The following is a 20,315-nucleotide window of genomic DNA, read 5'->3' on the forward strand; positions in this document are numbered from 1 at the left end:
CGCAGAGATCGCCCATGGACTCCCGATTGCTCATCCGCATGGCCGCACCGCTGGTGCTGACCCTCCTCGCTCCCATCGCCGTCGGCCTCGAATGGCCCGCGGCGGTGCGTTGGGCAATCCTCACCACCCTGACCCTGAGCTGGTTCGGCTTCGCGGCCTGGCTCCTGCTGCGTGGCCCCGCCGCCGCGGCGCTCTCGCCCGAGCACCAGCGCGTGGTACGCGAGCAGGAACAGCTGCTCGGCGACCTGCGCAGCTTCGTCGGCAAGGAGATCGACGGCTCGCGCCACGAGATCGAACGCGCCCGCGACCTGATCCGCCAGGCCGTCTCCGGCCTGGGCGGCAGCTTCGAGGCGATGAACCGCAAGTCGCGCCAGCAGGGCACGGCCATGGCGCGGATCATCGCCGACCAGGACGGCGCCGGCGGCGTCGACGTCGCCCGGTTCGCCCAGCACGCCAGCTCCCGCATGGAGCAGCTGGTCGAGGCGCTGGAACAGGTCGCCGGCCAGAGCAACGTCACGGTCCAGCACATCGACCAGATGGCGCAGCACCTGGACGGAATCTTCGCCCTGCTCGAGGACGTGAAGTCGATCGCCGACCAGACCAACCTGCTGGCGTTGAACGCGGCGATCGAAGCCGCCCGCGCCGGCGAGGCCGGCCGCGGCTTCGCGGTGGTCGCCGACGAGGTGCGCAACCTGTCCGAGCGCTCGACCACCTTCAACGAGCAGATCCGCAAGCTGGCGCACAGCTCCAAGGACGCGATCCACAAGGTCCGCGAGACGGTCACGCAGATGGCTTCGCGCGACCTCGACCGCTCCCGCGAGGCCCGTGCCGAGGCGGCGCAGATGCTGCAGAACGTCGCGGCGATCAACAGCTCGCTGGGCGACGGCATGCGCGAGATCTCCGAGTGCGGCCGCGCCATCGACGGCTCCGTCGCCGAGGCGGTGCGCGCCCTGCAGTTCGAGGACATCGCCACCCAGGCCCTGGGCGGCGCGCACATCCACCTGGACCGGCTGGACGCGATCAACCGCGAGGCCCTGGCCCTGCAGGAGCTGCTCCACCGCAGCAACGGCGCGGCCGACGAGGACCTGCTGCGCGCCCTGCAGCGCCTGGGCCAGCGCCTGCGCGACCTGCGCGGCGAATGGGAACAGCCGCCGCACAAGCCCGTCGCCCAGCAGAACATGGGCGCCGGCACGGTGGAACTGTTCTGAACCCGGACCGCTCCGGCATGGCTTCCCGTTCCGCCGCGGAAGGTTCCACCCCCAGGCCCCGGCCACGCGCCGGGGCCTGCGCCGTTCCCGCGGCTGCTGCAGTCCCCGCCGACGACGCGCTGGCCGCCCTGCTCGCGGCCGCCGCGGAAGCCGGCACTCCGATCTACGGCCGCCCGGCCGCCCGGCAGCGGCTGCTGGACCAGCTCGAGCAGCTCGCCGGGGCCGAAATCGCGCGGGCCCATCCCCTCGTGCATGGCACGCGCGACGAAGGTGGCGAACTCTCCGCCTATATCGGCTGGGACCTGGACGCCCCGGCCTCCTGAAGCGGCGGCGGCGGGCTGGGCCGCAGGTTGCACCACTCGCCGCGACCCGCTGCGCTCTGCAGCCGATTGCATGTCGCAGGCGGGCGATCCGGTCGCCTTGCCGTACCGCAAGCGCCCGACCCGCAGCGGCCTTCCGCGTGCGGCGTCACGCCACGCCATCCACGTACGGGGACCGCCTTCGGCCAAGCGCAGGAGGTGAGCGCGCGGGTCGGAGCCGCCGCCTGCATGGACGCGCGGCGCGGGACACGGAACGTGGCGGCGATGCAGGCGGGCGCGGGGGCGCATCGACGCACAGCGAACGGACTGGTAGCTGCCCGGGCGCCGTCGTGCACTGCAATGCCTGCTTGCCGGGGCGGGCGCGCCTGCATCCGGCTCGGCGCGTCACGGCGTCGAGCCGCGAGCGGGGTCGGCAGATCGGAACGTAGGCGGCAATGGAGCCGCGCACCCGTGCGCCGCGGCGCGCAGCGCCGACCGTGGCGATGGCCGCGGATCAGCGGCCGTGCGAGGCCACCCCGGCGGCCCAGGCGGCAGGCCCGGGTTCGCCGGACAGCTGGCGCAGCCACTGCGCCAGTTCGCGTGGCGGCAGCGGGCGCGTGTAGAGGTAGCCCTGGATCTCGTCGCAGCCCCAGCGGGCCAGCTGGGCCTGCTCCTCGAGCGTCTCCACGCCCTCGGCCACCACGCGCATGCCAAGCGCATGGCCGAGGTGGATGATGGCCTGGGTCACCTCGCCGGCATTGGGATCGCGCAGCATGTCGGTGACGAAGCTGCGGTCGATCTTCAGGCGCTGGACCGGGAACCGGTTGAGGTACTGCAGGTTGGAGAAGCCGGTGCCGAAGTCGTCGACCGCCAGCTGGACGCCATGGCGCTCGAACACCTGGAAGCAGTGGCGCAGGCTGTCGCTGTCGACGATCAGCGCCGATTCGGTGAGCTCGAGCTCGAGCCGGCCGGGCGGCCAGCCGGCGCGCTGGCACAGGGCCACCACCCGCTCGGCGAAGCCGCGGTCGCGCAGCTGCACGCCGGACACGTTCACCGCGATTCGCCCGAAATCCAGGCCCGCCGCGTGCCAGGCCACCGCCTGGCGGCAGGCCTCGGCGATGACCCATTCGCCGAGGCGCACGATCTCCCCGCACTGCTCGGCCACCGGGATGAACTCGCCGGGATGGCAGAGCCCCGCCGGACGGTGCCAGCGCAGCAGCGCCTCCACGCCCGGGGCCTGCCCATCGCGCAGGCTGACCTGCGGCTGGTACACCAGGCTGAATTCCTCGCGCTCCAGCGCGCCGCGCAGCGAATGCTCGATCTCGAGCCGGCGCCGGGTCTGGCGGTGGATGTCCTCGTTGTGCAGCTGCCAGCTGTTGCGGCCGCGCTCGCGCGCGACCCTCAGCGCCGCGTGGGCCGCGCGCAGCAGGTCGTCGAAGGCGCCGCCGTCGCGGCCGAGCAGCGCGATGCCGGCGCTGGCGCCGACCTTGAGCTGCTCGCTGCCGAAGGCCAGGGGCTCGGAGAGCACGTCGATCAGGCGGCCGGCGAGCGCCTCGGCGGCGGCCGGGTCGGCGCCGCGCAGGACCACCAGGAACTCGTCGCCGCCCAGGCGGCCGAACAGCTCGCCGTTGCCCAGCGCGTGGTGCATGCGCCCGGCGGCGGCCTTGAGCATCGCGTCGCCGGCCGCATGGCCGAAGGAATCGTTGATGTTCTTGAACCCGTCGAGGTCGAACAGCAGCAGCCCCAGCGCCTCGGCCCCGCCGCCGTCCTGGGCGGCGGCGATCGCCTCTTCGGCCTGGGCGCGCAGCAGCGAACGGTTCGGCAGGCCGGTGAGCAGGTCGTAGTGCGAGAGCAGTTCGATGCGTTCGCTGGTCTCGCGTTCGCGGGTGATGTCGCGGAACAGCGCGACCAGGCGCGGGGCGAGCCCGCGGCGGCCGTCGGTCTCGACCAGCACCTGGACCCACACCCGCTGCCCGCTGCCGCGGTAGAAGCACAGCTCCAGCTGCTCGGGGGGGCCGCCGGCGGCCAGCCGCGACAGCGCCGCCTCGAACGCCTGGCGCGAATCGCGGGTGTACAGCGCCAGCGCGTCGTCCAGCGCCAGCGGCCCCGGCGGCAAGCCGTGGATCCGGCAGCACTCCTCGGTCCACTGCACGCGGCGGCTGACCGGTTCGATCTCGCAGCCGCCGATGTGGCCCAGCGCCGAGACCCGGTCCAGCAGCTCGGTGCGCCAGCGCAGCAGCGCATCGGCGCTGCGCTGGGCGGTGACGTCCTGGACCTGGCCCAGTACGCGGACGATATGGCCGGCGGCGTCGAGCTCCGGCCGCGCCCAGGCGTGCAGCTGCAGCGGCGCACCGTGCACGTCGTGCAGGTCCATGTCGAAGTGGACCGGCTGGCCGTCGCGGCGCATCCGCCGCCACGCCGCGCGCAGGGCGGCCGCGGCCGGCCGCGGCAGCCGCCGCAGCCATGCGCGGGCCGAATCGCGCGGACGGTAGGGATGGCCGGTGAGGTGGTACAGGTCGGCCGGCCACCAGCCGGCGTCGAGTCGCGGATCCCACGACCAGGGCACCATCGCCGCGATCCGCTGGATCTCCTCTAGCAGCGCCTGCTGGCGCCGCAGCTCGCCCTCGAGCTGCTTCTGCTCGTCGATCGCGGTGTGCGTGCCGACCATGCGCAGGGGCTGGCCGTCGGCCGACCATGCGACCACCCGGCCGCTGTCGCGGACCCAGCGCCAGCTGCCGTCGCGGTGGCGCACGCGGTGCTCGCCGGCGTACACCCCGGCGTGGCCGTCCAGGTGCGCGCGCACGCTGCGGCGCACGCGCTCGATGTCGTCGGGGTGGACCAGCGCCAGCGCCGACTCCAGGCTGGCATCGGGCGCATCGTCGGCGGTGTAGCCGAGCATCGCCAGCCAGCTTTCGGAGCGGAAGATGCGGTTGGCGGCGATGTCCCAGTCCCACAGGCCATGGCCGGCGCTGTCGAGCGCGACCTGCCAGCGCGAGGCGCCTTCCGGATCGGGGATGCCCAGGGTGTAGGCGAGCACGCCGCCCCCGGGTGCGCGCACCGCGCGCAGCCAGCCGTCCAGTCGCCGCTGCGGACCCGGCAGGCTGCAGGCGACCGCCTGCAGGCCGTCGCTGGCGAGGATCCGGCGCAGGTCCTGCAGCAGCGGCGCGTAGCGCGCGGCCGCGTGCTGCAGGCCCAGGGCCTGCGCCGCGGGATTGGCGGCCAGCGGCATGCCGTCCCGGTCCAGCACGAGCAGCGCGCTGTCGATCGGGTGCTGCATCAGGCTTGCGATCGCGCCCGCGTCCACCCATGCACTCCATGCATCGCCCGAACGGGCCGTCATGCAGGTAACGGCCGCCGCGGACGATTGTTGAGCGCGCCGCGGCGCGGCCCGCCGGGAAGGCGCTGATATGCTTGCCGGGTCAGCCATGGGGGAGCCGATGCTTCGACAGGACATGCCCGCACCATCCGCTTCCCCCGCGCCGCCGTCGGTGGCGACCAGGGCGCGCGGCATGGTCTGGCGGATCGCCCTGTTCTACGTGGTGCTCGGCGTGTGCTGGATCCTGTTCAGCGACCAGGTCATCGCCGCGCTGTTCCGCGACCCGGACGCCATCACCCGCGTGCAGAGCTGGAAGGGCATCGGCTACATGGTCGGCACCGGCGCGGTGCTGTACCTGCTGCTGCGGCCGCTGGTGGAGCGGATGATCGACGCCCAGCAGCGGACCGTCGACTCGGAGGCCCGCTATCGCGAGATGTTCGAGGCCAACCCGAGCCCGATGTGGACCTACGACCTGGCCACCATGCGGATCCTCGATTGCAACCCGGCCGCCAGCGCCTTCCTGGGCTGGTCGCGCGGCGAGCTGCGCGGCATGGAAATGCACGTGCTCTGGCCGGCCGAGAGCCGCGAGTACTACGACGCCGGCGTGGCCGCCATCCGCGCCGCGCCCGACCAGCCCTACGCCAGGCTCGAGCGCCTGCGGATCGCCGACGGCAGCCACCGCGACGTGGAGATGCGCAGTTCGGAGCTGGCCTCCGCCGGCGGTCCGCGGACCCGCCTGATCGTGGTGTCGGACCGCACCGTGGAACTGCAGTCGCAGCGCTCGCGCGAGCAGGCCATGTCGCGCCTGCAGGAGGCGCAGCGGCTGGCGCGGCTGGGCTCGTTCGAGGTCGACGCGCGCACCCGGCGCGGCCACTTCAGCCCGATCCTGCAGCACCTGCTGGGCCAGCCGCCGGCCGAGGACCGCGCGCGCGCCCTGCACGAGGTGCTCGTCGCGGCCGACCCGGTCAACCAGGCCAAGCTCGACCAGATGCTGGACGAACTGGCCGGCGGCCAGCAGCGCAAGATGGACGTGCTGCTGCCGTTCCTCGGCGGCGGCGGCCAGGAGCGGCTGCTGCGCCTGCGCGTGCAGTCCGTGGACGAGGGCCGCCAGCGGTTACTGCGCGGCACGGCCCAGGACGTCACCGAGGAACAGCAGACCCGGCGCCTGCTCGGCGAGCGCGAACAGCAGTTCTCCGAGCTCATGCGGATCCTGCCGGACGCGGTGATGATCCTGTCCGGCGACCACGTGATCTACGCCAACCCCGCGTGCGCGGGCATGTTCGGGCGGCAGAGCGAGCGCCTGCTGGGCGAGCCGCTGTCGGCCCTGGTGGAGGACTCCGACCTGGCGCCGCTGCGCGACTACCTCCAGGGCGGCGGCCAGGGCGCGGATCCTTCCCCGCTGATGCGCCGCGCCGACGGCAGCATGTTCCGGGTCTCGCTGTCGTGCAGCAACGCCCGGTACGGCGGGCAGGCGTGCAAGCTGCTGGTGGTGCGCGACCTGAGCGAACCGGAGCGGATGCGCTACGCGCTGGCCGCGAGCAACCAGGAGCTGCAGGCCATGGGCCGGCAGCTGTTCACCGCCCAGGAGGACGAACGCCGGGCGATCTCGCGCGAACTGCACGACGACATCGGCCAGGCGATCACCGCGATGAAGCTGTCGGCGCACGCGGCGATGGGCGAGCAGGACCCGGAGCGGCGCCAGGAAGACCTGCAGCTGCTGGCCGACACCGCCGACGACACCCTGGACAAGCTGCGCAACCTGTCCACCCTGCTGCGCCCGCCCCAGCTGGACGCGCTCGGCCTGGAAGCGGCGCTGCGCTGGCACGCCGGGATCCTGCTGCGCAACTCGCCGGTGCTGCTCGACCTGGACATCCGCGACCTGCCGCGGCGGCCGGAACGCGAGGTCGAACAGGCCTGCTTCCGGATCGCGCAGGAAGCGCTCACCAACGTCCTGCGCCACGCGCGGGCCCGCGCCGTGAGCCTGTCGCTGGCCGACGGCGAGGACGGGCTGCGGCTGCGGATCGAGGACGACGGCCGCGGCTTCGAGCCGGCCGACGCCAGCGGGCTCGGCCTGGTGATCATGCGCGAGCGCGCGCAGAGCGTGGGCGGCCAGCTCCGGATCGACGCCCTGCCCGGCCGCGGCACCCGCATCCACCTCCAGCTGCCGTACTCGCAGCAGCCCGCCGCCTGAGCACGATGCCGAACCACCTGCCCTACGACGACGGTACCCGGCCCGCGCCACCCCGGCTGGGCGCCGCCAATCCCGAGCTCCAGGCCATGGTCCAGGCGGCCATGGCCGGCGGGCCGCCGCTGATGCTGGTGCACCTGGACATCGACCATTTCGCCTCGGTCAACGAGAACATGAGCGTGGCGGTGGGCGACCTCGCGCTGGAGCTGCTGGCGCGGCGCCTGGAGGAGACGCTCGAGGGCCGCGGCCGGCTCTGGCGTCACGGCAGCGACGAGTTCATCGCCGCCATCCCGCTGGTGCCGGGCAGCCCGGACGCCACCGACATGGCCTGGGAGCTGCAACGCGAGGCGGAACTGCCGCTGAGCGTGCTGCCCTACACCCTGTTCCTGACCGTGAAGCTGGGCGTGAGCCTGTGCCCGGGCCACGCCCAGGACGCCGACGGCCTGCTGCGGATGGCCGAGATCGCGGCGCGCCAGTCGAGCCACGGCGGCGACCGGATCCAGTTCTACGGCGGCCAGAGCCTGCAGAACGTCCACAACGAAAGCGTGATCGCGCGCCAGATCGTCGATGCGATCCCCAACGGCGAGCTGCGCCTGCGCTTCCAGCCGGAAATCAGCGCGCGCGACGGGCGCGTGATCGGCATGGAAGCCCTGCTGCGCTGGCAGTCGCCCAGCCTTGGCCTGCTGGTGCCCGAGCGCTTCATGCCCACCGCCGAGCGCCTGGGCGTGATCGTCCAGATCGGCCGGTGGGTGCTGGAGCACGCGATCGGCCAGGTCCGGCAATGGCGCGAATCGGGGTTCGACGACCTGTTCGTCACCGTCAACGTCTCCACGGTGCAGCTGCAGCGCCCGGCCTTCCCGGACGAGGTGCTCGCCCTGCTGCGGCACGCCGGCGTGCCGCCGGAGTGCCTGGTCCTGGAGATCAACGAGAGCGCGCTGACCGCCAACGTCACTCCGGTGTACGAGGGCCTGATCGCGCTGCGGCGCGAGGGCGTCGGGCTGGCCCTCGACAACTTCGGCACCGGCGATTCGAGCCTCAGCGCGCTGGTGCGCTATCCGGTGGACAAGCTGAAGATCGACCGCAGCTTCATCCGCAGCTCGCCGGCCGGCGAGCGCGAGACCGCGATCGTGCGCGCGATCATCGCCATGGGCCACCAGCTGAACATGAAGGTGATCGCCAACGGGGTCGAGACCGAGGCGCAGCTGGGCTGGCTGCGGCGCAGCGACTGCGACGTGTTCCAGGGCTACCTGTTCGGCGAGCCGATGCCGGCCGACGCCGCCGGGGTGGCGCTGCGCCGCCGCTACCTGCGCCCGGAACTGTTCGCCGCCAGCAAGCAGGACCAGACCCTGCTGCTGGTGGACGACGAGGAGAACGTGCTGCGCTCGCTGGTGCGCCTGTTCCGGCGCGACGGCTACCGGATCCTGGCCGCTGGCAACGTGCGCGACGCCTTCGACCTGCTCGCCACCAACGACGTGCAAGTGATCCTGTCGGACCAGCGCATGTCCGACATGAGCGGCACCGAGTTCCTGGGCCGGGTGAAGATGCTCTACCCCGACACCGTGCGCATGGTCCTGTCCGGCTACACCGACCTGGCCACGGTCACCGATGCGATCAACCGCGGCGCGATCTACCGCTTCCTGACCAAGCCGTGGAACGACGACGAGCTGCGCGAGCACATCCGCCAGGCCTTCCGCACCCACCAGCACCGGCCGCCGGCGCGCGGCGCCGGCTGAGGGCCGCGCGCCTCAGCCGGCCGGCTGGGGCTGGCGCACCGGCAGCACGATGCGGAAGCGCGACCCCTCGCCCATCCGGCTGTCCACGTCGATCCGGCCGTGGTGCTTGGCGACGATGCCGTAGGAGATCGACAGGCCCAGGCCGGTGCCCTTGCCGACCGGCTTGGTGGTGAAGAACGGGTCGAAGATGCGCTGCTGCGCCTCCGGCGGGATGCCCGGGCCGCTGTCGGCGATCTCCACCCAGACCTCGTCGCCGTCGTGGCCGGTCTCGACCCGGATCGAACCGCGCTCGCCGATCGCCTGTCCGGCGTTGATCAGGATGTTCATGAACACCTGGTTGAGCTCCGACGGCAGGCATTCCACCGGCGGCAGCGTGCCGTAGTGCTTCTCCAGCGTGGTGTTGTACTTGAGCTCGTTCCAGATGATGTTGAGCGTCGACTCCAGGCCGGCATGCAGGTCGACGAGCTTCCACGATTCGTCGCGCTCGCTGCGCGAGAAGTCCTTGAGGTCCTTGACGATCCGGGTGACCCGCTCGATCCCCTCGCGCGACTCGGTCATCAGCTGCGGCAGGTCGCGGCTGATGAAGTCGATGTCCAGCCGCGAGCGGGTCTGGTCGATCTCCGGGATCATCGCCCGCGGGTCGGGCGAGCGCAGGGCGCGCTCGTAGGCGTCGATCAGCACGAACAGGCTGTGCAGGTATTCCTGGAGGCTGCCCAGGTTGGAGTGGACGTAGCCGATCGGGTTGTTGATCTCGTGCGCCACGCCGGCGGCGAGCTGGCCGATCGAGGCCAGCTTCTCGGATTGCAGCAGCTTTTCCTGCGCGGCGGTCAGGCGCACGTTCAGTTCCGCGTGGCGGCGCAGCAGGTCCTGCTCGTAGAAGCGCAGTTGCCGCAGGTCCTGCATCACCACCAGGAAGTGGCCGGCGCCGGCGCCGTCGAAGTACAGGTGCACCATCAGGATCGCGTCTTCGCCGAACGCCAGGTGGCCGCTCCAGCGACCGCCGGCGCGCGCCTGGGCCAGCGCGTCGCGCGGCAGCAGCTGCTCCAGGGTGAGGCCGGTGGACAGTTCGCGCGGGTAGCAGTCGCGGCACAGCGCGTGCGCGGACGGATTGGCGTAGAGCAGCCGGCTGCCGGCGTCGTACAGCAGGATGCCCTCGAGCATCTTGTCGCCCAGGGCCTGCAGCGTGGTCACGTCGGGCACGCGGCCCGCGTCAGGGGTGTCGTTCACGGCATCGCGCCTGGGTTCGCAGCGCACGATTCTAGCCGGCCGCGCCGGCGCGGCCGCGGTCGCCGTTCACACCACAGCGAGTTCGCGCCGGGCCTGCAGCTGCTGCGCCTGGCCCTGGGCGTCGTACGCCGGGGCGCTCTCGGCGCGGCCGAGGTGGCGCAGCGCCCAGTTGACCTCGCGCCGGCGGCGCGCCAGCAGCGCGCCATTACTGCGGTTGGCTTCGGCCAGCTCGGACAGGCGCTCGCCGCGTCCGTCCGGCAGCTCCGCTTCCAGCCGGCGCAGGGCGTCCAGCTTGTCGTGGGTGGAGCGGACCAGCAGTTCGATGTCGTGGCCGAGCAGCGCGCGGCGCTCGTCGGCCAGCGCGGAGGCCAGCCGTTCCAGGGCGTCGTCGCTGGGCAGGTCCGCGGCGTGCACGGGTCAGCCGCCCAGCTGCCGGTCCAGGTCGATCATGCGGTCGGCGATCCGCGCCGGGTCGATGCGGTAGCTGCCCGACTCCAGCGCCTGGCGGACCTCGGCCACGCGGGCCTGGTCGATCGCCGGGGCCACGGAGAGCTCGCGCTGGAGGGCCTGCAGGCTGGTGGCTTCGCCGGTCAGGCGCAGGCTGTCGCCGCCCTGGCTGGCTTCCACGGGCGCGGAACGGTCGGCGCCGGCCGCGGCCACGCGACCTCCGACCGGGCCGGTGCTGCGCACGACGGGGGGCGGGGTGCCTTCGATCTTGTGGCTCATGGTGGTGAGTCCTTTACGGGGTACGCCGGGGGTATCGGCGGGGGCTGCGGGAAACTTTAGGGGGTGCGCGGTTTTTTTTCGCGGGCGGCGCCGGCCGCCTCAGCGGGTGACCAGGACCTCGCCGCCGGGGCCGACCCGCCCCTGCAGCACGCGCCGGGAGGACAGGTTCTCCACCGCGACCCGCTCGTCCTCGCCGGCATCGCCCAGGGCGCGCCCGGCGACCCGGACCTCGACCCCGCCCCGCCGCGACACCAGCGCCACCTGGTCGCCGCGCCGCACCAGCCGCGGCGCGACCAGGTCGCCGGCGGACAGGACCGTGCCGGCCGGCAGGGTGCGCCGCGCCACCCGGCCGTTGGCCTGGGCCGGATCGGACAGTGCCGCACCGGCCAGGCGCGACGCGTCGCGGGTCTCGGTGGCCAGCGCGTCGGCGGTGACGGCCTCGCCCGCGGCGATGCCGCGCGCCAGCACCAGCACCGGCTGCGTGCGCCGGACCTTCACCGGCACGTACAGACGCCAGCCATCCGCGCAGCTCACCTCGACCGTCCCTGCCGAGGCCTGCTGCGCCTGCAGCGGCTGGCCGCAGGCGGGCATGCGCAGCGCGGGGTCCAGGCTGGCCTCGGCCTGGCCCCCGGGCACGGCGCCCAGCGCCGCGGCGCGGATCGATTCCACCGGCTGGAAGCCGCCGGCGGCCTGCGCCACCGTCATCGGCAACGCCAGCAGGAACATGAGCAGGGAGCGCGGCAGGGACATGGCGGCCTCGGCACGGAAAACGTCGGCCAGGGCGATGCAAGCGGCGTGCCGCGGCGGTGGCTCAAGCCGCCGGCGATGGCGCCGATACCGGGCACATGGCGCACAACCTGCTCAACCGCATCGACCAGCGCACCCGCCTCGCCGGCCACAACCGGCTGGCCCTGCTCCTGTTCCGCCTCGGCGGGCGGCAGCTGTTCGGCGTCAACGTCTTCAAGGTGCAGGAGGTGCTGCGCCGGCCGCCGCTGTTCCAGCTGCCCGGGCTGCCGCCCCAGTTCGCCGGCGTGGCGGACGTGCGCGGCCGCTCGGTCCCGGTGCTGGACCTGGGCCTGGCCATCGGCCATCCCGAGCACGACGCCGGCGCCGCCGACCCGGACACCCACTACCTGGTGGTGACCGAGTTCAACCGCTCGGTCCAGGGCTTCCTGGTGAGCGGGGTGGAGCGGATCGTCAACATCGCGGTGGAGGACATCCACCCGCCGCCGGACCTGGGCGCGCAGAGCAGCTACCTGACCGCGGTCACCCGCTTCCAGGACGCGCTGATCCAGGTGATCGACGTGGAAAGCGTGCTGGCCGACATCACCCAGGCGCGGATGGACGCCACCCTGGCCCCCGAAATGGCCCTGCCCGCCGACGCCCCGCCGCTGCAGGTACTGGTGGTGGACGACTCGCGCGTGGCCCGGCAACAGATCCGCAGCGTGCTGGACCAGCTGGGGGTGGGCGTCACCCTGCTGTCGGACGGCCGCCAGGCGCTGGACCACCTCTTGCAGGTGCACGCCGGCGGCGAGAACCCGGCCGAGCGCTACGCCATGGTCATCTCCGACATCGAGATGCCGGCCATGGACGGCTACACCCTGACGACGGAAATCCGTCGCCATCCGGGGCTGGCCGGCCTCTACGTGCTGCTGCACACCTCGCTGTCGGGGGTGTTCAACAACGCCATGGTCGAGCGGGTCGGGGCCAACGCCTTCGTCGCCAAGTACAGCCCGCACGAGCTGGCCGAGCACGTGCTGGCGCGGCTGAACCAGGTCGCCCGCGCCGCCTGAGCGGCCGGCCAGGCCCCGGCGCGCGCCCCGCCACCGGCGTTCTGGCACGCCGCTTGCCTCAGTGACGGCACCAGTCCGTCCGGAGGCGGCATGTCCAATCCGATCTCGTCCTACATGGGCGTCCACGCCGACGCCCTGCCCCTGCGCGAACAGCGCATGAAGCTGATCGCGAGCAACCTGGCCAATGCCGACACGCCCGGCTACCAGGCCCAGGACATCGACTTCAACGCCGCGCTGGACGCGGCACGGATGCAGCGGGAAGGCGCGGCCGCACCCGGTGGCGTGCTCTCGGCCACCCACGAGGGCCACCTGTCCGACGCGATCGCCGCCGGTCGCCTGCCGTTCCAGCTCACCCGCCAGGCCAGCCAGCCCAGCCTCGACGGCAACACCGTCGACCCGGACGCCGAGCGCGCCGCCTATGGCCGCGCCGCGCTGGAGTACCGCGCCTCGCTGAGCTTCGTCGAATCCAAGGTGCGCACCCTGCTCACCGCGATCACCGGCCAGTAAGACCGCACGCAAGGGGAACCGCCATGAGCAACCTGCCGATCTTCGACGTCGCCGGCTCCGCGCTGCAGGCGCAGTCGGTGCGCCTGAGCACCATCGCCAGCAACCTGGCCAACGCCGACTCGGTGGCCGGCTCGGCCGAGGCGGTCTACAAGCCGCTGGAGCCGGTGTTCCAGGCCCAGGCCAGCGCCGGCGACCCGAGCCTGACAGGGGTCCGCGTGCGCGAGATCGCGCAGAGCGAGGCCCCGCCGGTGCGCCGCTACGAACCCGGCCATCCGCTGGCCGACGCCGAGGGCTACGTGTTCTCGCCCGACGTCGATCCGGTGGCGCAGATGGTCAACCTGATCTCCGCCTCGCGCAATTACCAGGCCGGCGTGGAAATGATCACCACCGCCAAGGAACTCGCCCTGGCCACCCTGACCATGGGCCGCTGAGGAACCCGCGCATGAGCAGCATCGCTTCCGACATCTATTCCAGCCTCGGGCTCGCCGGCAACGGCGCCACCTCCGCCAAAAAGAAGGAGGAGTCGCTCGGCCAGGCGGACTTCCTGCGGCTGATGACCGAACAGCTGCAGCACCAGGACCCGCTCAAGCCGATGGAGAACAGCGCGTTCCTCGGCCAGCTGGCGCAGTTCTCGACCGTGCAGGGCATCCAGGACCTCAACACCCAGGTCGGCAACTTCTCCAGCGCGCTGGGCAACGACCAGGTCCTGCGCGGCGCCGCGCTGGTCGGCCACCAGGTGCTGGTGCCCTCGTCCAAGCTGGCGCTCGGCGCGGACGGCGGCGTCAGCGGCGCGGTCGCGGCGCCGTCGGCCGGCAACGTCACCTTCACCATCACCGACGCCAACGGCAGCAAGGTCCACGAGTTCACCGTGGCCGCCGCCAAGGCCGGCGAAGTGGCCTTCAACTGGGACGGCAGCGACGCGCTCGGCAACCGGCTTCCCGCCGGCAGCTACGGCGTGAGCGCCAGCCATACCGCCGGCGACGGCACCGCCAGCAAGGTCGACACCTACGTCCGCGGCACCGTGGACAGCGTCACCGTCGGCAGCGACGGGCTCTACCTCGACCTGCCCGGCCTGGGCACCGTCCCGCTCGACTACGTGCTCCGCGTCAGCTGAGCCTTCCCACGAACGCACCACGCACGACTTCACGCAGGAGTCCGCCATGAGCTTCAACACCTCGCTGTCCGGCATCAACGCGGCCAATTCCGACCTCAACGTCACCGCGAACAACATCGCCAACGTCAACACGACCGGCTTCAAGGAATCGCGCGCGGAATTCGCCGACCTGTTCTCGTACACCACCTACGGCCTGTCGCGGAACGCGATCGGCGCCGGCGTGAAGGTCAGCAACGTCGCCCAGCAGTTCTCGCAGGGCAACATCGACCCGACCGGGCGCAGCCTGGACTTCGCGGTCGACGGCGAAGGCTTCTTCACGGTCAACAAGAACGGCAACACGCTGTACACCCGCGCCGGCAACTTCCAGACCGACAACCAGGGGTACGTCGTCACCCCCGACGGCGCGCGCCTGCAGGTGTTCGCGCCCAACGCCGGCGGCAACGGCTTCGACGTCGGCCGCCTGTCCGACCTGCAGCTGCTGACCACCGACAGCCCGCCGGCGCAGACCGGCATGGTCAACCTGATGGTGACCCTGCCCGGCAACGCGACGGTGCCGGTGACCTCGCCGTTCGACCCGGCCGACCCGAACAGCTACACCTCCTCCAGCGGCGGCGTGACCGTGTACGACTCGCTGGGCGTGGGCCACGTGCAGACCTCGTACTTCGTCAAGACCGCCAACCCGAACGAATGGCAGGTGCACAACTACGTCGACGGCACCTCGGTCGGCGCCCCGGCCACGCTGCAGTTCTCCGGCACCGGGACCCTGGTGTCGCCGGCCAGCGGCCAGGTGGCGATGGACCCCTACACCCCGGCCACCGGCGCGGGCGTGCTGAACATGACCCTGGACCTGGCCGGCAGCACCCAGTACGGCAACACCTTCGCCCTGCGCGACGTGCGCCAGGACGGCTACGCCGCCGGCAAGCTCAGCGAGATCAGCGTGGCCGAGGACGGCGTGGTGTTCGCCCGCTACACCAACGGCGACGACGTCGCCCTGGGCCAGGTGGCGCTGACCAACTTCGTCAACCCGCAGGGCCTGCAGTCGCAGGGCAACAACATGTGGGGCGCGACCCACGCCTCCGGCACCCCGCGCACCGGCGCGCCGGACAGCTCGGACTTCGGCCAGATCCAGGCCGGCGCGCTGGAATCCTCGACCGTCGACCTGACCGAGCAGCTGGTGAACATGATCGTGGCGCAGCGCAACTTCCAGGCCAACGCGCAGATGATCTCCACCCAGGACCAGGCCACCCAGACGGTGATCAACATCCGCTGACGCGGCACCCGCCGCACGGAGCTGACCGATGGACAAGGCCCTTTACGTCGCCATGACCGGCGCGCGCGCCACCCTGCAGGCGCAGGGCACGGTCTCGCACAACCTGGCCAACGCCGATACCGCCGGCTTCAAGGCGGCGTTGGCCAACACCGAGGCCTTCCCGGTCCGCGGCGCCGGCTTCGGCTCGCGCACCGCCGCCATGCACATCGACCAGGGCTTCAACGCCCTGGCCGGCGCGCAGCAGGTGACCGGCAACCCGCTCGACGTCTCGCTGCAGGCCGACCGCTGGCTGGCGGTGCAGGCCCCCGACGGCAGCGAGGCCTACACCCGCGCCGGAAACCTGTCGCTCACCCCGAACGGCCAGCTGGTCACCGCCGGCGGCCGTCCGCTGCTGGACCAGGCCGGCAATCCGCTGACGCTGCCGCCGCACCAGGCGCTGGAGATCGGCCAGGACGGCACGATCTCGATCCAGCCGCTGGGCGAAGGCGCCGACACCATGGCCATGGTCGGCCGGCTGAAGGTCGTGGAGGCGCCGCCGCAGCGGCTGGCCCGCGGCCTGGATGGCCTGATGCGCAACAACGATCCGCAGCAACCGCTGGCCCAGGCCACCGGCGCGGTGATGGCCACCGGCGCGCTGGAGCAGAGCAACGTCGACGCCGCCGGCGCGCTGGTGCAGATGATCCAGCTGCAGCGCCAGTTCGAGATGCAGGTCAAGGTGATCAGCCGCGGCGACGACAACGCGCAGGCGGCCAACTCGCTGCTGCGCCTCGGCGGCGGCTGACCGGGCGCGCGCCCGCCTGCCGCCGGCGGGACGGTACGCCGCCGCACGAATCGAAACACGGCAAGGCGGACCGCGACGCCCCACCGCTGCGGGCGGGCTCGTGCGCGGCCGGGTCGCTCATCCCCCGGCGGGCGCCCTGCCCTGCACCCGGGGTCGCGGGACCTCCCCGTCCCGCCTTCCGCCGCACCCGGCCCGGAGGCGGCGCCCGGAGGGGCCCGCGCCTGCCTTCCCGTACCTCCGGGAACGCCACGTCCTCCGCCGCCCCCGGTTCTGGCACGCCGCATGCATCTACCCCGGCGTCAATCCGCGCCGCGAGGTGATGCGTCATGAATCAGGCACTCTGGGTCGCCAAGACCGGACTGGATGCGCAGCAGACGCGCATGTCGGTGGTCTCCAACAACCTGGCCAACACCAATACCACCGGGTTCAAGCGCGACCGCGCCAACTTCGAGGACCTGCTGTACCAGCAGCTGCGCCAGCCCGGCGGCTCGACCTCGGCCCAGACCCAGCTCCCGTCCGGCCTGCAGCTGGGCACCGGCGTGCGGGTGGTGTCGACGTCCAAGGACTTCCAGCAGGGCAACCCGCAGCAGACCGGGCGCTCGCTGGACGTGATGATCAACGGCCGCGGCTTCTTCGAGGTGCTGATGCCCGACGGCAGCTCGGCCTACACCCGCGACGGCAGCTTCCAGGTCAACGCGCAGGGCGAGCTGGTCACCAGCAGCGGCTACCCGGTGCAGCCGGGCATCCAGATCCCGGAGGGCGCGCAGTCGCTGACCATCGGCAACGACGGCACCGTGACCGTGCAGATGGCCGGCGAAGGCCAGGCGCTGGAAGTGGGCTCGCTCACCGTCACCGACTTCATCAACCCGGCCGGCCTGCAGGCCCGCGGCGAGAACCTGTACGTGGAAACCACCGCCTCCGGCCCCGCGCAGAACGGCACGCCGGGCCTGAACGGCCTGGGCCTGCTCGAGCAGGGCGCGCTGGAAGGCAGCAACGTCAACGTGGTGGAGGAGCTGGTCAGCATGATCGAGACCCAGCGCGCCTACGAGATGAACGCCAAGGCCATCTCCACCACCGACTCGATGCTCGGCTACCTGAACAACAACATCTGACGCGCGCGCCAGCGCCGCGGGAGTACATGCCATGAAGCGCCCGACCTACGCCCTCGCCGCCCTGCCGGCCTTGCTGCTGCTCGGCGGCTGCGTCGCCGCCGGCGACGTGCGCCCGTATCCGGCGATGGCGCCGATCGTGCCGGTGGTCGCCGCCAGCGCGCCGGCCACGCCGGGCGCGATCTACCAGGCGGGCCCCGGCCTGTCGCTGTACGCCGACCGCGTCGCCCGCGACGTCGGCGACCTGCTGACCATCACCCTGGTCGAATCGACCACCGCGCAGACCAGCGCGACGACCCAGGTCGGCAAGAACAGCGAGATCGGCATCGCCGCGCCGGAGATCGCCGGCGCGCCGGTGACCTGGAACGGCCGCGACATCCTCTCGGCCACGGTCAGCGGCGAACGCGACTTCGACGGCCAGGGCAAGAGCAGCCAGAGCAACCGCCTGCAGGGCAGCGTCACCGTCAGCGTGATCCAGCGCCTGCCCAACGGCAACCTGGTCGTGCAGGGACAGAAGAACATGCGTCTGAACCAGGGCGACGAGATGGTCCAGATCCAGGGCATCGTCCGCCCCGCCGACATCGGCCGCGACAACAGCGTGCCGTCCAGCAAGGTCGGCGAGGCGCGGATCGTCTACGGCGGCCGCGGCGCGCTGGCGCAGTCCAACGCGATGGGCTGGCTCGGCCGGTTCTTCAATTCGCGCCTGTATCCGTACTGAGGTGGCGCATATGCGAGCCCTTCGCAAGAGCCCGCGCATCCGCGTGCGGGGATTCATCAGGACGGCCCACGGGATGCTCTGCGCCCTCGCGCTGCTGGCCGGATTCATGCCGCTGGCCCACGCCGAGCGGATCAAGGACCTGGCCCAGGTCGGCGGCGTGCGCGGCAACGCGCTGGTCGGGTACGGCCTGGTGGTCGGCCTCGACAACAGCGGCGACCGCACCAGTCAGGCGCCCTTCACGGTGCAGAGCCTGAAGAACATGCTCGGCGAGCTCGGCGTCAACGTGCCGCCCAACGTCAATCCGCAGCTGAAGAACGTGGCCGCGGTGGCGATCCACGCCGAGCTGCCGCCGTTCGCCAAGCCCGGCCAGACCATCGACATCACCGTCTCCTCGATCGGCAACGCGGTCTCGCTGCGCGGCGGTTCGCTGCTGATGGCGCCGCTGAAGGGCGCCGATGGCCAGGTCTACGCGATCGCCCAGGGCAACCTGGTGGTCGGCGGCTTCGGCGCGCAGGGCAGCGACGGTTCGCGCGTGTCGGTGAACATCCCCAGCGTCGGCCGCATCCCCAACGGCGCGACCGTCGAACGTGCCGTGCCCAGCGCGCTGGATGGCGGCGGCGAGATCACCCTCAACCTGCACCGGACCGACTTCACCACGATCTCGCGCATGGTCGACGCGCTCAACGGCGCCTTCGGCGGCAACGTCGCCCGCGCGGTCGACGGCGTCACCGTGGCGGTGGCCGCGCCGGCCGACCCCGGCTCGCGGATCGGCTTCCTGTCGCGGGTCGAGAACCTGGAGCTGACCCCCGGCGCGGCGCCGGCCAAGGTCATCGTCAACGCCCGCACCGGCACGGTCGTGATCGGATCGCAGGTGCGGGTGATGCCGGCCGCCGTGGCGCACGGCGCGCTGACGGTGACCATCAACGAATCGATGGAGGTCAGCCAGCCCGGAGGCTTCGCCAGCGGCCAGACCGTGGTGACGCCCTCCTCCACCGTGAGCACCTCGCAGGAAGGCAGCCGCATGTTCAAGTTCGAGGGTGGCACCACCCTGGACGAGATCGTGCGCGCGGTGAACGAGGTCGGGGCCGCGCCCGGCGACCTGATCGCGATCCTGGAAGCGCTGCGCCAGGCCGGCGCGCTGCGCGCGGAGCTGGAAGTGATCTGATGCGCATCGCCGCGCCCTCGATGGACCTCGCCGCCGCGCCCCGGGCCGATGCCGCGCGCATCGACCAGGTCGCGCGCCAGCTCGAGGGCCAGTTCGCGCAGATGCTGGTCAAGAGCATGCGCGACGCCAGCTTCGGCGATTCGCTGTTTCCCGGCGAGAACCAGACCTTCCGCGACCTCTACGACCAGCAGCTGTCCAAGGCGCTGACCGAGGGCAAGGGACTGGGCCTGGCGCCGATGATCGCGCGCCAGCTCGGACGCCAGTCCGGCATCGGGGAAGCGGCCACGCCCCTCGACACCCGCCTGGACGCAGCCGGCCGCCCCGGCCCCACGCGCGCCGCCGCGGCCGCGCTCGCCTATGCACGCGAGGGCGGCAGCGCACCTGTCCCGGTCGAGGCGGACCGCGCCCTGGACCTGATCGCCGGCCGCACCGGCGACGCCAGCCCCGGCGAAACGGCCGCATCCCCGATGGACGCGCTGGTGGCCCGGCTGATGGCCATGCCCTCCACCGGCGGGCACGAGCCCGGCGCGCCGCCGGCGGCGCCCGCCGTCGACGCCTCGGCCGCCGCGCAGGCGGCCGCCGGCTTCGACCTGCGCAGCCCGGAACGCTTCGTGGCGGGGATCTGGCACCACGCCCAGGCCGCGGCGCGCGAACTGGGCGTGGACGCACGCGCGCTGGTCGCCCAGGCCGCGCTGGAAACCGGCTGGGGCCGCAAGCAGATCCAGCGCGGCGACGGCGCCAGCGCGCACAACCTGTTCGGGATCAAGGCCACCGGCTGGAAGGGCGATCGCGTGAACAGCGGTACCCACGAGTACGTCGGCGGCGTGCGCGTCAGCGAGCGCGCCGACTTCCGCGCCTATGCCTCGCCCGCCGAAAGCTTCGCCGATTACGTGCGCATGCTGAAGAACAACCCGCGCTACCAGAAGGCGCTGCAGTCCGGCGGCGACGTCCGCCGCTTCGCCCAGGCGCTGCAGAGCGCGGGCTACGCCACCGATCCGTCCTACGCCGCCAAGATCTCGGCGATCGCCCACGGCCCGACCATCGGCCGCGCGGTCGATGCGATCGCCACCATCGCCGCGCGCGCCGGCAGCGGCGCGACGTCCGCCGCCGGCAGCGTGATGGCCAGCGCCGCGACTGCCGCCGGCGCCCTCAGGAGGTAAC

Annotated in this window: 19 protein-coding genes; 14 read left to right on the forward strand and 5 right to left on the reverse strand. The window is 72.4% G+C overall.

From position 1 onward, the window contains the following. The first annotated feature begins 14 nt into the window (after nucleotides 1–14). Together ACA089_RS04255 and ACA089_RS04260 are read left to right on the forward strand one after the other, a co-directional pair. On the forward strand, nucleotides 15–1,208 hold the full coding sequence (locus ACA089_RS04255) for a methyl-accepting chemotaxis protein (protein ID WP_372013670.1): 1,194 nt from the start codon (nucleotides 15–17) through the stop codon (nucleotides 1,206–1,208). Nucleotides 1,209–1,225: 17 nt separating this feature from the next. Beyond that, complete coding sequence (locus ACA089_RS04260; RefSeq protein ID WP_372013671.1) at nucleotides 1,226–1,531, forward strand: hypothetical protein; 306 nt, start codon at nucleotides 1,226–1,228, stop codon at nucleotides 1,529–1,531. Nucleotides 1,532–2,021: 490 nt separating this feature from the next. Here ACA089_RS04260 and ACA089_RS04265 read toward each other — a convergent pair whose 3' ends face one another. After that, nucleotides 2,022–4,811, reverse strand: a complete 2,790-nt coding sequence (locus ACA089_RS04265) for a bifunctional diguanylate cyclase/phosphodiesterase (RefSeq protein ID WP_372017648.1) — start codon at nucleotides 4,809–4,811, stop codon at nucleotides 2,022–2,024. A 148-nt stretch (nucleotides 4,812–4,959) separates the two neighbouring features. Between ACA089_RS04265 and ACA089_RS04270 the strand changes: the two genes are divergently transcribed. Both ACA089_RS04270 and ACA089_RS04275 read left to right on the forward strand, forming a co-directional pair. Next, on the forward strand, nucleotides 4,960–7,014 hold the full coding sequence (locus ACA089_RS04270) for a sensor histidine kinase (protein WP_372013673.1): 2,055 nt from the start codon (nucleotides 4,960–4,962) through the stop codon (nucleotides 7,012–7,014). Between the two features lie 5 nt (nucleotides 7,015–7,019). After that, nucleotides 7,020–8,744 (forward strand): EAL domain-containing protein, encoded by a 1,725-nt coding sequence (locus ACA089_RS04275; RefSeq protein ID WP_372013675.1) that lies wholly within the window; start codon nucleotides 7,020–7,022, stop codon nucleotides 8,742–8,744. A 12-nt stretch (nucleotides 8,745–8,756) separates the two neighbouring features. On the opposite strand, the gene ACA089_RS04280 is transcribed toward ACA089_RS04275, so the two are convergent. The 4 genes from ACA089_RS04280 to flgA all read right to left on the reverse strand — a co-directional run bounded on the left by ACA089_RS04280 (nucleotide 8,757) and on the right by flgA (nucleotide 11,447). Next, nucleotides 8,757–9,905, reverse strand: coding sequence for an ATP-binding protein (locus tag ACA089_RS04280; RefSeq protein WP_372017650.1), 1,149 nt, complete (start codon nucleotides 9,903–9,905; stop codon nucleotides 8,757–8,759). Nucleotides 9,906–10,037: 132 nt separating this feature from the next. Continuing rightward, nucleotides 10,038–10,370, reverse strand: coding sequence for a flagellar protein FlgN (locus ACA089_RS04285; RefSeq protein WP_372017652.1), 333 nt, complete (start codon nucleotides 10,368–10,370; stop codon nucleotides 10,038–10,040). Between the two features lie 18 nt (nucleotides 10,371–10,388). Further along, nucleotides 10,389–10,697: a flagellar biosynthesis anti-sigma factor FlgM gene (gene flgM / locus ACA089_RS04290; protein ID WP_372013677.1), complete on the reverse strand. Its 309-nt coding sequence runs from the start codon at nucleotides 10,695–10,697 to the stop codon at nucleotides 10,389–10,391. A 99-nt stretch (nucleotides 10,698–10,796) separates the two neighbouring features. After that, the gene (flgA, locus tag ACA089_RS04295; RefSeq protein WP_372013679.1) at nucleotides 10,797–11,447 is read right to left on the reverse strand and encodes a flagellar basal body P-ring formation chaperone FlgA; all 651 of its coding nucleotides are present in this window, start codon (nucleotides 11,445–11,447) and stop codon (nucleotides 10,797–10,799) included. Between the two features lie 95 nt (nucleotides 11,448–11,542). On the opposite strand from flgA, the gene ACA089_RS04300 reads away from it, so the two are divergent. From ACA089_RS04300 to flgJ, 10 genes are all read left to right on the forward strand, one after another. Continuing rightward, nucleotides 11,543–12,490, forward strand: a complete 948-nt coding sequence (locus ACA089_RS04300; RefSeq protein WP_372013681.1) for a chemotaxis protein — start codon at nucleotides 11,543–11,545, stop codon at nucleotides 12,488–12,490. A 90-nt stretch (nucleotides 12,491–12,580) separates the two neighbouring features. Then, nucleotides 12,581–12,997: a flagellar basal body rod protein FlgB gene (flgB, locus tag ACA089_RS04305; RefSeq protein WP_372013683.1), complete on the forward strand. Its 417-nt coding sequence runs from the start codon at nucleotides 12,581–12,583 to the stop codon at nucleotides 12,995–12,997. Nucleotides 12,998–13,020: 23 nt separating this feature from the next. Next, nucleotides 13,021–13,428 (forward strand): flagellar basal body rod protein FlgC, encoded by a 408-nt coding sequence (gene flgC / locus ACA089_RS04310; RefSeq protein ID WP_372013685.1) that lies wholly within the window; start codon nucleotides 13,021–13,023, stop codon nucleotides 13,426–13,428. A gap of 11 nt (nucleotides 13,429–13,439) precedes the next feature. Then, nucleotides 13,440–14,111, forward strand: a complete 672-nt coding sequence (locus ACA089_RS04315) for a flagellar hook capping FlgD N-terminal domain-containing protein (RefSeq protein WP_372013687.1) — start codon at nucleotides 13,440–13,442, stop codon at nucleotides 14,109–14,111. Between the two features lie 46 nt (nucleotides 14,112–14,157). Continuing rightward, nucleotides 14,158–15,381, forward strand: coding sequence for a flagellar hook protein FlgE (flgE, locus tag ACA089_RS04320; RefSeq protein WP_372013689.1), 1,224 nt, complete (start codon nucleotides 14,158–14,160; stop codon nucleotides 15,379–15,381). 28 nt (nucleotides 15,382–15,409) lie between these two features. After that, entirely contained in the window at nucleotides 15,410–16,162 is a 753-nt protein-coding gene (locus ACA089_RS04325) for a flagellar basal body rod protein FlgF (protein WP_372013691.1), read from the forward strand. Between the two features lie 326 nt (nucleotides 16,163–16,488). Further along, complete coding sequence (gene flgG, locus ACA089_RS04330) at nucleotides 16,489–17,274, forward strand: flagellar basal-body rod protein FlgG (RefSeq protein ID WP_372013693.1); 786 nt, start codon at nucleotides 16,489–16,491, stop codon at nucleotides 17,272–17,274. A gap of 31 nt (nucleotides 17,275–17,305) precedes the next feature. Then, on the forward strand, nucleotides 17,306–17,989 hold the full coding sequence (gene flgH, locus ACA089_RS04335) for a flagellar basal body L-ring protein FlgH (RefSeq protein WP_372013695.1): 684 nt from the start codon (nucleotides 17,306–17,308) through the stop codon (nucleotides 17,987–17,989). Nucleotides 17,990–18,062: 73 nt separating this feature from the next. Further along, nucleotides 18,063–19,154 carry a flagellar basal body P-ring protein FlgI gene (locus tag ACA089_RS04340; protein ID WP_372013697.1) on the forward strand — a complete coding sequence of 364 codons (1,092 nt, stop codon included), beginning with the start codon at nucleotides 18,063–18,065 and terminating at the stop codon, nucleotides 19,152–19,154. Continuing rightward, a complete protein-coding gene (gene flgJ, locus ACA089_RS04345; protein WP_372013699.1) occupies nucleotides 19,154–20,314 on the forward strand; it encodes a flagellar assembly peptidoglycan hydrolase FlgJ in 1,161 nt (386 codons plus the stop codon). Before ACA089_RS04340 ends, flgJ begins: the two co-directional genes overlap by 1 nt. The last annotated feature ends 1 nt before the right edge of the window (nucleotide 20,315 follow it).

This window comes from Pseudoxanthomonas fibrivorans, from assembly GCF_041464125.1.
In the GTDB taxonomy this organism is placed as follows: Bacteria; Pseudomonadota; Gammaproteobacteria; order Xanthomonadales; family Xanthomonadaceae; genus Pseudoxanthomonas.

Excerpts from the sequence above, each read along its gene's own strand:
- flgB (WP_372013683.1), top strand. The coding sequence starts at position 12,581 with ATGTCCAATCCGATCTCGTCCTACATGGGCGTCCACGCCGACGCCCTG.
- flgG (WP_372013693.1), top strand. The coding sequence starts at position 16,489 with ATGAATCAGGCACTCTGGGTCGCCAAGACCGGACTGGATGCGCAGCAG.
- ACA089_RS04280 (WP_372017650.1), bottom strand. The coding sequence starts at position 9,905 with ATGCTCGAGGGCATCCTGCTGTACGACGCCGGCAGCCGGCTGCTCTAC.
- ACA089_RS04255 (WP_372013670.1), top strand. The coding sequence starts at position 15 with ATGGACTCCCGATTGCTCATCCGCATGGCCGCACCGCTGGTGCTGACC.
- flgH (WP_372013695.1), top strand. The coding sequence starts at position 17,306 with ATGAAGCGCCCGACCTACGCCCTCGCCGCCCTGCCGGCCTTGCTGCTG.
- flgC (WP_372013685.1), top strand. The coding sequence starts at position 13,021 with ATGAGCAACCTGCCGATCTTCGACGTCGCCGGCTCCGCGCTGCAGGCG.
- ACA089_RS04260 (WP_372013671.1), top strand. The coding sequence starts at position 1,226 with ATGGCTTCCCGTTCCGCCGCGGAAGGTTCCACCCCCAGGCCCCGGCCA.
- ACA089_RS04300 (WP_372013681.1), top strand. The coding sequence starts at position 11,543 with ATGGCGCACAACCTGCTCAACCGCATCGACCAGCGCACCCGCCTCGCC.
- flgE (WP_372013689.1), top strand. The coding sequence starts at position 14,158 with ATGAGCTTCAACACCTCGCTGTCCGGCATCAACGCGGCCAATTCCGAC.
- ACA089_RS04340 (WP_372013697.1), top strand. The coding sequence starts at position 18,063 with ATGCTCTGCGCCCTCGCGCTGCTGGCCGGATTCATGCCGCTGGCCCAC.
- ACA089_RS04325 (WP_372013691.1), top strand. The coding sequence starts at position 15,410 with ATGGACAAGGCCCTTTACGTCGCCATGACCGGCGCGCGCGCCACCCTG.
- flgJ (WP_372013699.1), top strand. The coding sequence starts at position 19,154 with ATGCGCATCGCCGCGCCCTCGATGGACCTCGCCGCCGCGCCCCGGGCC.
- ACA089_RS04315 (WP_372013687.1), top strand. The coding sequence starts at position 13,440 with ATGAGCAGCATCGCTTCCGACATCTATTCCAGCCTCGGGCTCGCCGGC.
- flgM (WP_372013677.1), bottom strand. The coding sequence starts at position 10,697 with ATGAGCCACAAGATCGAAGGCACCCCGCCCCCCGTCGTGCGCAGCACC.
- ACA089_RS04275 (WP_372013675.1), top strand. The coding sequence starts at position 7,020 with ATGCCGAACCACCTGCCCTACGACGACGGTACCCGGCCCGCGCCACCC.
- flgA (WP_372013679.1), bottom strand. The coding sequence starts at position 11,447 with ATGTCCCTGCCGCGCTCCCTGCTCATGTTCCTGCTGGCGTTGCCGATG.
- ACA089_RS04270 (WP_372013673.1), top strand. The coding sequence starts at position 4,960 with ATGCCCGCACCATCCGCTTCCCCCGCGCCGCCGTCGGTGGCGACCAGG.